Origin of the sequence: Nibricoccus aquaticus, from assembly GCF_002310495.1 — a bacterium.
Lineage (GTDB): Bacteria > Verrucomicrobiota > Verrucomicrobiia > Opitutales > Opitutaceae > Nibricoccus > Nibricoccus aquaticus.
The window spans coordinates 1329833-1342163 of sequence record NZ_CP023344.1; the positions used below are offsets into that span (position 1 = coordinate 1329833).

8 protein-coding genes are annotated in these 12331 nt (G+C 62.8%); 5 read left to right on the forward strand and 3 right to left on the reverse strand.

Going from position 1 to position 12331, the window contains the following annotated elements; translation table 11 throughout:
• Nucleotides 1-61: 61 nt before the first annotated feature.
• Nucleotides 62-1930: an ABC-F family ATP-binding cassette domain-containing protein gene (locus CMV30_RS05615; RefSeq protein WP_096055105.1), complete on the forward strand. Its 1869-nt coding sequence runs from the start codon at nucleotides 62-64 to the stop codon at nucleotides 1928-1930.
• A 319-nt stretch (nucleotides 1931-2249) separates the two neighbouring features.
• Here CMV30_RS05615 and CMV30_RS05620 read toward each other — a convergent pair whose 3' ends face one another.
• Nucleotides 2250-2969 (reverse strand): class I SAM-dependent methyltransferase, encoded by a 720-nt coding sequence (locus tag CMV30_RS05620; RefSeq protein ID WP_217494467.1) that lies wholly within the window; start codon nucleotides 2967-2969, stop codon nucleotides 2250-2252.
• Nucleotides 2970-3570: 601 nt separating this feature from the next.
• Here CMV30_RS05620 and CMV30_RS05625 point away from each other — a divergent pair.
• Together CMV30_RS05625 and CMV30_RS05635 are read left to right on the forward strand one after the other, a co-directional pair.
• Nucleotides 3571-5355, forward strand: coding sequence for a cation:proton antiporter (locus tag CMV30_RS05625; RefSeq protein ID WP_096055107.1), 1785 nt, complete (start codon nucleotides 3571-3573; stop codon nucleotides 5353-5355).
• Nucleotides 5356-5773: 418 nt separating this feature from the next.
• Nucleotides 5774-6391: an MIP/aquaporin family protein gene (locus tag CMV30_RS05635; protein WP_096055109.1), complete on the forward strand. Its 618-nt coding sequence runs from the start codon at nucleotides 5774-5776 to the stop codon at nucleotides 6389-6391.
• A 336-nt stretch (nucleotides 6392-6727) separates the two neighbouring features.
• Here the strand turns inward: CMV30_RS05635 and CMV30_RS05640 are convergent, their stop codons facing one another.
• Entirely contained in the window at nucleotides 6728-8353 is a 1626-nt protein-coding gene (locus CMV30_RS05640; RefSeq protein ID WP_245844410.1) for a DEAD/DEAH box helicase, read from the reverse strand.
• Nucleotides 8354-8624: 271 nt separating this feature from the next.
• Between CMV30_RS05640 and CMV30_RS05650 the strand changes: the two genes are divergently transcribed.
• Together CMV30_RS05650 and CMV30_RS05655 are read left to right on the forward strand one after the other, a co-directional pair.
• A complete protein-coding gene (locus tag CMV30_RS05650) occupies nucleotides 8625-10037 on the forward strand; it encodes a type IV pilus twitching motility protein PilT (protein ID WP_096055112.1) in 1413 nt (470 codons plus the stop codon).
• Between the two features lie 255 nt (nucleotides 10038-10292).
• On the forward strand, nucleotides 10293-11378 hold the full coding sequence (locus CMV30_RS05655; RefSeq protein ID WP_096055113.1) for a type IV pilus twitching motility protein PilT: 1086 nt from the start codon (nucleotides 10293-10295) through the stop codon (nucleotides 11376-11378).
• A 144-nt stretch (nucleotides 11379-11522) separates the two neighbouring features.
• Here CMV30_RS05655 and CMV30_RS05660 read toward each other — a convergent pair whose 3' ends face one another.
• Nucleotides 11523-12212: a rhomboid family intramembrane serine protease gene (locus CMV30_RS05660; RefSeq protein WP_096055114.1), complete on the reverse strand. Its 690-nt coding sequence runs from the start codon at nucleotides 12210-12212 to the stop codon at nucleotides 11523-11525.
• Between the last annotated feature and the right edge of the window lie 119 nt (nucleotides 12213-12331).

Genomic DNA, 12331 nt, shown 5'->3' on the forward strand with positions numbered 1-12331 from the left:
TTCATGACCATTCCCCGCCCTTGACCCTCACCGCGCCCGCAGGCTTTGTTGACCCTTTGTCATGCTCACGATCGCCGACGTCTCCAAGTCCTATGGCACCCGCGAACTCTTCTCGGATGTCTCCCTCTTCATCGCCCGCACCGACCGCCTCGGCCTCATCGGTCCCAACGGCGCCGGCAAATCCACGCTCTTCGGCCTGATCCTCGGCGAAGAAAAGCCCGACACCGGCACCATCGAGTGGGAGCGCGGCGCCGACTTCGGCTACCTCCCGCAGGAAAGCGCCCCCGCCGGCGACGAGACCATCCTCCACATCGCCACCAGCGGCAAAAAACTCGAGCCCACCGATGACGACTACGACATCGACTACACGCTCGAACCCCGCGCCCGCAAAATCCTCGACGGCCTCGGCTTCAAAACCGACGACGCCGACAAACTCGCGAAAACTTTCTCCGGCGGCTGGGTCATGCGCGCCCACCTCGCCCGCCTCCTCGTCGCCGAACCCGCCCTCCTCCTCCTCGACGAACCAACCAACCATCTCGATCTCCAGGCGCTCCTCTGGTTTCAGGATTATCTCACACGCTATCCCGGCGGCCTCGTCGTCATCTCGCACGATCGCGCCTTCCTGAACGCCCTCTGCACCGGCATGTTGGAGCTCCGCGCCGGCACGCTCCATTACTACCACGGCAACTACGACAACTTCCTCGTCGAGAAAGAAGCCCGCAAAGCCCAGCAGGCCGCCGCCTTCAAAAACCAGCAGCGCGAGATCGCCCACCTCCAGGTCTTCGTCGATCGCTTCGGCGCCAAAGCCTCGATGGCATCGCGCGCGAAATCGAAGGAGAAACAAATCGAGCGCCTCAAGGAAGTCGCCGTCGAAGAACCGACCGAAGAGCTGCGCAAAATGAACTTCAAGTTCCCGCAGCCCCCGCGCTCCGGTCTGAAAGTCATCGAGCTCAAAAACATCAAGCAGGCCTACGGCAATCACGTCGTCTATAACGACCTCAACTTCACCGCCGAACGCGGCCAGCGCATCGTCCTCATCGGACCCAACGGCGCGGGCAAATCCACGCTCCTCAAAATCCTCGCCGACGCCATTCCCACTCAGGGCGGCGTGCGCGAACTCGGCAGCAACGTCATCTCCGGCTACTTTGCCCAAAACCGCCTCGATAACCTCGATGCCGAGGCGACCGTCTTCGACAACGTCATGTCGCTCCGCACCGTCGAGAATCAACTCACCGAGCAGCAAGCCCGTGCGATTCTCGGCGCGTTTCTCTTCCGCAAAGACGACGTCAAGAAACCCGTCTCTGTCCTCTCCGGTGGCGAAAAATCCCGCCTCGCTCTCGCCCGCATCCTCGTGAAGCCGCCGAATCTCCTCCTCATGGACGAGCCGACGACCCACCTGGACATCCAGTCGATCGACTCCCTCGTCAGCGCGCTGAAAAACTACGAAGGCACGCTGATCTTCATCAGCCACGACGTTCACTTCATCAAGTCCCTCGCCGAGTCCGTCCTCCACGTCAGCAGCGGCCGCCTCACGCCGTACGCGGGTAACTACGAGTACTTCCTCGAAAAATCCAAAGCGACCGACGCCCGCGCCGCGCTCACTGCCGGCTTCACCGACGGCCGCCCCAAACAAGTCGAAGCCGTCAAAGCCAAACCCGCCGCACCCGCTTCCTCTGGCGTGCGCAAACCAAGCCCCAGCGAACTCCGCAAATTCCGCGAAGAAGTCGGCGTCTTGGAAAAGAAAGTCTCCGAACTCGAAGCCAAGCAGTCCGAGATCACCTCCGCGCTCGAAGCTCCCGAGACCTACGCCGACAAAGGCAAATTCCATCACCTCAACAAAGAGCTCAGCACGATCGTCGATCAGATCACCCACGCGACCGAAGCCTGGGAAAAAGCCACCGCCAAACTCGAAGAGATGGAACGCGCATAAACCTCCGAGGTGGAACGCGCCGTCCCGGCGCGTTTCCGATGGAGGTGCGGTGCCCTCACCGCACATTCACGCCCAGTCGAATCGCAAAGACGCCAAGCCGCGAAGTTCGGACGCAAAGAGTCCCAACTCACTTTCAAGCCCAGCCGCCACGCTGGGCTTTTTTATTTAGAACCACAGAGACACAGAGTTCACAGAGCCCAGATCGAACTCTGAAACTCTGGCTCCGCGTCCTCCGCGCCTCCGCGGTTAATTCATTTCCGATTCCGAACCTTCGCTCCGACCTTAGCGCCTTCGCGTCTTCGCGATTAAAAAGACGTGATCATCCAGCCGCGCGCTTGAGCACCAGCATCTCATCCGCCCCCGCGAAGAACTCATAATCCACGCGAACGATCTCGCTCACGATCCTATCCGCCGCGAGTGCCGCCCGCAGCTCCTTCAACTGCGCATAACGTTTTCCGCCCAGCCCGAGAACCGGATGTATCTTCACCTCATCCCGGCTCACCCGAACCAGCTCGCGACACGCCTCGACATGAAACGACAAGTCGAACTGCTTCGCGTAGAGAAACAGGAAGTGCGCGCACAGCACCACGTCGAACGCGCGATCTAGAAACGGCAGCTGCGGCAGCGCCGTGCCGACATAGCGGTTATGGACAAACTGCGCCTCATAGTCCGCGAGGAACCGCGCCGCCGCCGCACGCCGGCTCTCCTCCGCTTCGTCAATCGACGCAAAAGCCTTCCCCAGCCGAAACAACCCAGGCTTCGTCCGCATCTGCGCGAACATCGCGCGGTAGTCTATCGCCACATGAGCCGCCAGCGCGTCCGGCCTGCATCCATAAAGTGGATCAACCGCCACCGCATCGACGCCGCGCTTGCACGCCTCCGCCGTGAACGACGACGGCCCCGCCGCCACATCGAGCACCGACTTTCCTTTGAGCGCCGCAATATCCAGCGCGAAAAACTGCGCGTACTCCGCGAGCGTGCGGCCAAAGAAGGAAACTGAGCGCAGTTCCAGTGACGACGCAGACGAAGTTGCAGTCACAGGACTGACTCTTGTCTGCGCGTATGATGGCGGGCGTTCGAGTGAGGTGATCGTTTCTAGCGAATTGAGCGTGGTATTCATTTCATAATTTGCGCCTGGGTCGCTGGCGCGTGGCGGTGCTTCGGAGGAGAAATTCGGAAAATAAAAAACCCGACTCAGGTTGGAGTCGGGCTTGGCGGGTCTCGTGCGGCGGATTGTTTTATCTTCGCCGGACGCAGTCTTTATTGAGAGCGCGTCACCATCGCCAAGCCGTCGCATGCCATGCGCGTGCGACCGTCGCTTTAAGAGCGACGACGGCTGCGGCTTTGACCTGTGCGGTGCGATTCATCTGTGCGCTTTGATGTCCGGCGCTCCGGTCACCGGCAAGCGCGAAAACCGGATCAACCGGACACCCGGGCATTTGATTTTCGCCGTGCCCGTTCGCTCACGGCAGATTCATCGCAGTCGTTATTTTCTTTGCTCCATCCTTTGCGGCTTGGCGTCTTCGCGATTCAAAAATCCCCGTGAGCAACACACCTGCACCCATCAGGTGAAAAAAAATTCCGCATTTCTGCTATGAGGGCTCGACGCATCCACCTCACGTCGCACGGTCACACTCATCATGCCGCACGACATCTCGCTCATCACCACCATCGCCTTCGGGTTCACCGCCGCATTGTTCTTTGGTCTGATAGCGAAGCGCTGCGGCCTCTCCCCCATCGTCGGCTACCTCATCGCCGGCATCGCCGCCGGCCCGCACACCCCCGGCTTCGTCGGCGACGCGCACCTCGCCCCGCAGCTCGCCGAGATCGGCGTCATCCTGCTGATGTTCGGCGTCGGTCTCCACTTTCACCTCAAAGATCTGCTCGCCGTCCGCTCCATCGCCATTCCCGGTGCGCTCGGCCAGAGCATCGCCGCCACCGTCGTCTCCATGGTCATTGCCATGGCCTGCGGTTGGTCCTGGTCCGCCGGTCTCGTCCTCGGCATCGCCACCGCCGTCGCCTCCACTGTCGTGCTTCTCCGAGTACTCATGGATAACAACGTTCTCGAAACCACCTCCGGCCACGTTGCCGTCGGCTGGCTCATCGTCGAAGACCTCATCACCGTCCTCGTCCTCGTCCTGTTGCCCGCCTTCGCTATTAAAGAAGGCGTGGAAAACGCGGGCGGATTTTTGCACATTCTCCAATCCGCCGGCTGGGCCGTCCTCAAACTCGCCATCCTCGTCGCACTCGTCGCCATCGCCGGCGCGAAATTCGTCCCCTGGCTTCTCCACCGCGTCGCCGCCCTCCGCTCGCGCGAACTCTTCACGCTCTCGATCCTCGTCATGTCGATCGCCGTCGCCACCGCCGCCTACAAAGCCTTCGACGCCTCCATGGCCCTCGGCGCTTTCCTCGCCGGCATGATGGTCGGCCAGTCCAAATTCTCCCACCAGGCCGCCGCCGAGGCGCTCCCCATGCGCGACGCCTTCGCCGTCCTCTTCTTCGTCTCCGTCGGCATGTTGTTCGATTTCCGCGTCGTCATCGACCAACCCTGGCTCGTCGCAGGCGTCACCGCCGTCATCCTCATCGTGAAACCGCTCACCGCGTTTCTCATCGTCCTCCTCTGCCGACACACCGTGCGCACCGGCCTCATGGTCGCTGGCGGCCTCGCCCAGATCGGCGAATTCTCCTTCATCCTCGCCGACGTCGCCAAAGCCCAGGGCCTCCTCCCCGGCGAATCCAGCGCCGTCCTCGTCGCTGGCGCCATCATCTCCATCAGCATCAACCCCGTCTTCTTCCGCGGCCTCATGGCTCTCGAACCCTGGATCGAACGCCACGGCAGCTGGATGAACTGGCTCACCAAACGCAGCGAAGTCAAAGGCGCCGCCATCAATTCATCCCTCCCCGCTGAAAAGAAAGAAGGCATCCAGGCCATCGTTGTCGGCCACGGCCCCGTCGGCGAAACCGTCAGCCGCCTCCTGCGCGAATTCGACATCGAGCCCATGATCATCGAGACCAACATCGACACCGTCGCCGAGCTCCGCGCCCAGGGCCACAGCGCCCTCTTCGGCGACGCCACCCGCCCCGACATCCTCAAAGAGGCCGCCATCAAAACCGCCCGCTACCTCGTCCTCACCATCCCCGACGCCATCGTGCGCCAGGGCGTCATCGCCACCGCCCGCGAACTGAACCCGCACATCCGCATCCTCACCCGCGCCCGCTACCTCGCCGAACGCGACTCCCTCAAGGACGCCGGTGTATCCGTTATTTGCTTCGACGAAGCCGAGGCCGCCGCCGGCCTCGCCGAAGGCCTCCTCGCCGACGTCGGTGTTCCCACCGAACGCGTGAATCAAGAAGTCCTCCGCATCCGCGCTGAACTCGGCTCCGTCGTGAAACTCGAAAACAACGCCGCCGCCGCCCACCCCTGACCGTAAGCGCGCAGCAAGCCCTTGATCCAAGCTAGCACGCGCACCCCGTGCGCCTTGCTCCCACCGCCCGCTTCCCCACGTAGGGCTCGACCTCGCGTCGAGCCTTCACGTCGCGCCCGCTTTATTCCTAAAACCGCCCACCTCTTTCCAAGTTAGGGCGGACTATCCCTAACCCGATGGCTGGACCCCGCCCTCCCTCCTGCTAACCGCGACCTGCCTCATCTGTCATTGGTCATTGGTCATTGGTCATTGGTCATTGGTCATTGGTCATTGGTCATTGGCGCGCGCTTCACGCGCGCCCGGTTTTTTGTTCGTCTCGCCCCACGCTCTCCGTTCGCATCCCCACACAGGCGGGGCCCACGGCCACGCGCTGTACCAACACACACACCACAACCCTGCCCATCCCGTCCCGTCTCCCATGAAAAAGTACCTCGTCGAATTCATCGGCACCTTCTTCCTCGTCTTCACCGTCGGCATGTCCGTCCGCAGCGGCGCGCCACTCGCCCCGCTCGCCATCGGCGCCTCCCTCATGGTGATGATCTTCGCCGGCGGCCACATCTCCGGCGGCCACTTCAACCCCGCCGTCACCCTCGCCGTCTGGCTCCGTGGCAAATGCGCCGCCAAAGACGTGCTCCCCTACTGGATTGCCCAGTTCATCGCCGGCACCATCGCCGCTCTCCTCGTCACCTTCCTCTTCGCCGGTAAACCACCCGCCCCCGCGCTGCACGGATCCATCGAGTCTCTGATCGTCGAATTCCTCTTCACCTTCGCCCTCGCCTGGGTCGTCCTCAACACCGCCACCGCCAAAGGCACCGCCGGCAATTCCTTCTACGGCCTCGCCATCGGCTTCACCGTTCTCACCGGTGCCGTCGCCGTTGGCGGCGTATCCGGCGGAGCATTCAACCCCGCCGTCGGCCTCGGCGTCTTCGTCATGGGCCTCGAATCCATCAAGCAGCTCGGTATCTACGTCGTGGCCGATCTCCTCGGCGGAGCCGCCGCCGCGCTGGCCTTCAAAGCCGTCAACTCCGAGGAGTGATCCTCCTCTTGAAAAAGGCCCGTCTCCCTCTGGAGCGCGGGCCTTTTCCACAAAAGAAAACGGCGCACCTCGAAAGGTGCGCCGTTTGAGTTTACCAGTATCGAAATACTGATTACTTCTTCTTCGCTGCTTTTTTGACAGCCTTTTTGGCGGCTGGCTTTTTCGCTGCTTTTTTGACGACTGCTTTTTTGGATTTGGTGGCCATATGTTTGTTTAGGGGTGATGTACGACTCCGCAAAATGCGACGGAGTTTTTTTCAGGGAAATTTTGTGTAACGCGAATGCGTCGCGGACAACATTTATCTTTCAGAGAGTTGCGTTTTCTGAAGACGCGCGATCAGCGACGCGCGCCGCGATGAAGTCGGCTCGCGGGTTTTGGAGCGGCCGCGGGCTGCGCAGTTTCGTCGAAAAGCGCCGAGTAGATGTAGCTGAAACCATCGAGCTTCTTGCGCTCGATCGTCGCGTTGATGAAGCGCTCGATCGAGCGCGCATCGCGCACATCCTCCTCTGTAACCAGCGTGAACGCATCGCCCGTCGTCTGCGCGCGACCCGTGCGGCCGATACGATGCACGTAGTCTTCCGGGTTCTCCGGCACGTCGTAGTTGATCACGTGGGACACGCCCGCAATATCCAGGCCGCGTGCAGCGATGTCCGTCGCGACCAGCACCTCGAAGGTGCCTGCCTTGAATCCAGCCAGCGCCTCCGTGCGCTCACGTTGATTACGGTCGGCATGGATGACGCCGACGCTATGCCCCGCCTGCTGAAGGCGGCGCGCGATGCGGTCCGCGCCAAATTTCGTGCGGCTGAAGACGATCACGCTCTTGTACTCCGTGCGCTTCATCAGCTCTTCCAGCAGATCGAACTTCTGCGACGCCACCACCGGGTAGAACGCATGCGAGATCGTCTCCGCCGGCGAACGCCGCTGGCCGATCTTGATCTCTACCGGATTCGTCAGCGCCCAGCCCGCCAGCGACGCGATCTCTGGCGGCAGCGTGGCCGTGAAGAATAACGTCTGTCTCGCCTTCGGGCATTGCTGCACGATGCGCTTCACGTCGGGAAGGAAACCCATGTCCAGCATGCGGTCCACTTCGTCCAGGACGAGGATCTCGACATCGGCGAGCGAGCAATCGCCCTGCTCCATCAGATCGAGCAGACGCCCCGGCGTCGCCGCCAGGATGTCGATGCCCCGCGAAAGATCGTCGCGCTGCTTCCCGTAACCGACGCCACCATACACGACAGTCGTGCGAAGATCGGTGAAGAGGATATACTTGTTGAAAGCTTCCTCGACTTGCAGCGCGAGTTCGCGCGTCGGCTCCAGCACGAGACAGCGCAGCTTACCGTGACCACCGAGCCGCTGGATGATCGGCAGCGCAAACGCCGCCGTCTTTCCCGTGCCCGTTTGCGCCGAGCCGATCACATCGCCACCCGCCAGCACCACGGGAATGGCCTGCGCCTGGATCGGCGTCGGATCGTTGTAACCCATCTTCTGCACCGCGAACGCGATCGTGTCGTCGAGACCGAGCTTCGAGAAAGCCGTGTCCATCTTCGGCACATCCGCCGGCGGCAACGGCGCGCGCTGCGGCGTTAACGCCGGCTCGTGCCGCTGTTCGGCTCGTTGCTGCGGCTTCGCGTGTACATCACGACCGCGCCCCTGTCCCTGGCCTTGTCCTTGTCCACGCGACGGCCTCGGCCCTGACGAGTGATCCTTCGCCTGCCCGTGCCCTTGGCCATGCGCCGGCTTCGCCGGACGCGCATCCTGCGAGGGCCCGCGACCTTTTTCAGAGCGCGGCTGCTGACCTCTGCCCTGGCCTTCGGTCGATTGAGATTTGTGAGACTTCGGCCCGCGCTGATCTTGAGCGCGGCGAGTGGTGGGATGCGCAGAGGGCTGGGCGGGTTTGCCTTTTTCAGGGGCAGGTTTTGAGCCGAGCGACGTGCGCAGTTTGGCGAAAAGCTTTCGCAGCATATAAGAGTGTGCGCCGAGATTTCTCCAAACACCCGTCTTTGCAACCTCTGATGTTGCCGCGCTCAGAGGAGAATCCACCTCCTCACGTCTTCTCATCGCACTCGCTTCGTTCGCTCAACCCATCCGCGCGCTCCACCCTGCGCGCGCAAAACATCCTCCGCATCGCCCGCCCGCGCCTCGTCAAAACTTCGGCAACTTTCGCTCCTCGCTCACACCGCGCTTGGCACCAGCCCTCTCGCTTCACACGCTGCGCGCTTATCCCGCGTTCCCCATGACTAACGAAATCCGCTGGCTCGTCCGTCTCCTCGCCGAACAAGGCCTCGCCACCCGCAGCCAGTCCATGGTCGCGCTCGAAACTCTCGGCGCCGATCCCCAGCTCATGGACTTCGCGCAAAAACTCATCGACGACGCCATCGTCGAAGACCTCGACCAGCTCGAACGCCTCGCCGCCGACGCCCACACCCGCGGCCAGTCCGGCCCGCCTCCCTCCGCCGACGGACAGATCCGCAACTCCTCCGCCACCACACCCGCGATTCCCCTTTCCGGCGTATCGACTCCGCCGATGCCGACGTCGCCCCCGCCCGCCTTCGACTTCGCCGCCGTCTCCGCCCTCGACAACACCGCCCTCGCCGAGCGCGTCGGCAAACTCCTCCGCGAGTCTGCCGCCTATGGCGCGAGCGATCTCCACCTCACCGCCGGCGCCCCGCCCTTCATCCGCAAACACCGCGAGATTGTCCCTCTGTCCTCGGCGCCGCTACCGCAGGAAGACGCTCTCCGTCTCAACACCGTCCTCCTCGCGCCCCACCAACGCCAGATCTTCACCGAGCGCCGCGACTTCGATTACGCCTTGGCCCTAGATGCTACCAACCGCTACCGCGTGAATCTCATGATTCACAAAGCCGGCGCCGCCGGTGCCTACCGCATGGTCCCCGCCAAAATCCCCAAGCTCGACGATCTCGGCCTGCGCAACATCGACACCGTCCGCAAACTCCTCAGCTACCACAACGGCCTCATCCTCGTCACGGGCCCTGTCGGCGCCGGGAAAACCACCACCCTCGCCGCCCTCGTCGCCGAGCTCAACGAGCAGCGCCAGGACCACATCATCACCGTCGAAGATCCCATTGAGGTCGTCCAGCCACCGCGCGGCTGCAACGTCACCCAGCGCGAGGTCGGCCCCCACACCAAGTCCTTCGCCTCCGCCCTCAAAGGCGCCCTCCGTGAAGACCCCGACGTCATCGTCATCGGCGAACTCCGCGATCTCGAAACCATCGAGATGGCCATCACCGCCGCCGAGACCGGCCACTTGGTCATCGGCACCATGCACACGAGCGACGCCGCCACCACGCTCAACCGCCTCCTCGACGTTTTCCCCGCCGCCCAGCAATCCCAGATCCGCGCCAGCGTCGCCGAAAGTCTCCGCGGCATCATCTGCCAGCGCCTTCTCCCCGGCCGCAAAGGCGGCCTCGTCCTCGCTTGCGAACTCCTCGTCGGTAACACCGCCATCTCCTCCCTCATCCGCGACGGCAAAATCCAGGGCCTCCGCAACACCATGGAAACCGGCCTAAAAGACGGCATGTGCCTCATGGAATCCGTCGTATTCGAACTCTGGCAACAAAAGAAAATCTCCACCGACACCGCCAAAGCCAATATCACCAACCGCGTCCTCCGCGCCAAACTCACCTGACCGCGCGCCCCGAATCTTACTCTTTCTCCGGATCGGAAGACCGAAGGACTGACGAAAGATTAAGAGTAAGAAGAAAGAGTAAGACAAAGACCCCGCCCCACTCCTACTCCGTCTCCCCCCTGCTTCTTCCCCTTACAGCCTTCCTGAGTTCCACATGCCCCTCTCCGCGCCCTCCGCGTCTCCGCGGTAAAATTCCGTCCTCCAGTCCTCTTCGAATTTCCACTCTTGCCTCTTCACCCATCACGCTTCCCCGAAATGCCAGCCATCGACTCCCTCCTCCGCACCATGCTCGAACGCGGCGGCTCCGACCTCCACCTCACCGTAGGTCTTCCGCCCAAGGCCCGCATCTCCGGCTCCCTCACTCCCCTCGAGTCCACCGCCATCTCCGCCACGCAGATGGAAACGCTCCTCCAGGAAATCTGCCCGCCGCGCAAGTGGACCGAGTTCCTCGAACGCAAAGACCTCGACCTCGCCCACGAAATCCCCGGCCTCGCCCGCTTCCGCGCCAACTTCCTCTACAACCACTGGGGCCAGGGCGCCGTCCTCCGCCAGATTCCCTCGAAGATCCTCTCCTTCGACGACCTCAAGCTCCCCGAGGTCCTCAAAAAACTCTGCCACCTTCAAGAAGGCCTCGTCGTCGTCACCGGCCCCACCGGCTCCGGCAAAAGCACCACGCTCGCCGCGATGATCGACTACATAAATACCAACCTCGCCCGCCACATCATCACCATCGAGGACCCCATCGAGTTCGTTCACCAAAATAAAAAGTCCGTCATCGTTCACCGCGAAGTCGGCGATCACACCGCCTCCTTCGCCGACGCGCTCAAAGGCGCCATGCGCCACGACCCCGACATCGTCCTCCTCGGCGAAATGCGCGAACTCGAAACCATCAAGCTCGCCCTCGGCTGCGCCTCGATGGGCATGCTCGTCTTCGGCACGCTCCACACCAACAACGCCCCGAAAACCATCGATCGTATCATCAACGCCTTTCCCGCCGAGGAGCAGAATCAAGTCCGCACCATGCTCTCCGGCTGCCTCGCCGGCGTCGTCTCCCAGCTCCTCTGCAAACGCGTCCCCAAAGGCCGCGTCGCCGTCCACGAAATCCTCCTCCCGCACGAAGCTCTGCCCAATACGATCCGCAGCGGCCAGATCGCCAATATCCGCCAGATCATCGAAAGCGGCGCGGCCGACGGCATGACCTCGATGGACCAAAGCCTCATGGCCCGCGTGAAGGACAATTCCGTCGAACCTTACGAAGCCTACATGAAGGGTGCCAACAAAGCCCTCTTCGCCCCGCTCCTGAAGCCCGGCGAACTCGAAGCCAAGTCCGCCGCTCACTGAGCGCGCACCGCATCCCATTGTAGGCGGGGTGCCCCCCACCCCGCTCCGGGACTCCCCTGGAGGGACGACCTCCGTGTCGTCCATGTCCGCGCGTTCTCTTTTCCGCCGTCCGCCCTCCGCCTCTCAACCCTCATCTCTCAACGTTCACTTCCGCGCCCCCCGCCCCACCCACTTCCGCTTTCGCGCAAACAACGTCATCACCACGCCCGCGACAAATCCTCCCGCGTGCGCCCACCACGCCACCCCGCCGACACTCGCCGTTCCATCCATCAACGCGCCCACGCCGCTCACCGCCTGAAACGCGAACCACACGAATAAAAACACAAACGCGGGCAACGGCACGATCGGCACGATCCACGGCACCAGCGTCACCACCCACGCCCTCGGCAACAGCACGAAATACGCGCCCAGCACACCCGAGATCGCCCCGCTCGCTCCGATCATCGGCACCGCGGAAAACGGATGCGACACCACCTGCGCCCCCGCCGCCGCCACACCCGCGACGAGATAGAAAATCAAAAACTTAAACGGCCCCATCCGGTCTTCGACGTTCCCTCCGAAGATCCACAGGAACCAGCAATTCCCCAGCACATGCGCGACACCCCCGTGCATGAACATCGAGCTCAGCACGGTCAGCCACTGCTCCCGCGTCGCGAGCCCATCCATCAACCGCCCCGGCACCAGCGCGTGCTCCATCAACCACGCCTCCGCCCCGCGCCCGCCCTTCGCCAGCAGCAGCAGTTGATAACCAAATACGCCCACATTCGCCGCGATCAACAGCCCCGTCACCACCGGCGCCCGCCGATGCTTCTCCGTATCCCAAAGCGGCAGCATTAGCTCGGCACGCCTCCTCGTAGGGCCTGCGCTTGCGCAGCGCCGTCGCCGGGAGCGCCGGCGGCCCGCCGGCCCTCACCGATCATACGCCTCCTCTCCCAGAGTTTCCGAGTTCCAGA

Bases quoted from the DNA above. Each gene is read 5' to 3' on its own strand.
- CMV30_RS05615 (WP_096055105.1), top strand. From the start codon at position 62: ATGCTCACGATCGCCGACGTCTCCAAGTCCTATGGCACCCGCGAACTC.
- CMV30_RS05625 (WP_096055107.1), top strand. From the start codon at position 3,571: ATGCCGCACGACATCTCGCTCATCACCACCATCGCCTTCGGGTTCACC.
- CMV30_RS05635 (WP_096055109.1), top strand. From the start codon at position 5,774: ATGAAAAAGTACCTCGTCGAATTCATCGGCACCTTCTTCCTCGTCTTC.
- CMV30_RS05640 (WP_245844410.1), bottom strand. From the start codon at position 8,353: ATGCTGCGAAAGCTTTTCGCCAAACTGCGCACGTCGCTCGGCTCAAAA.
- CMV30_RS05650 (WP_096055112.1), top strand. From the start codon at position 8,625: ATGACTAACGAAATCCGCTGGCTCGTCCGTCTCCTCGCCGAACAAGGC.
- CMV30_RS05655 (WP_096055113.1), top strand. From the start codon at position 10,293: ATGCCAGCCATCGACTCCCTCCTCCGCACCATGCTCGAACGCGGCGGC.
- CMV30_RS05660 (WP_096055114.1), bottom strand. From the start codon at position 12,212: ATGCTGCCGCTTTGGGATACGGAGAAGCATCGGCGGGCGCCGGTGGTG.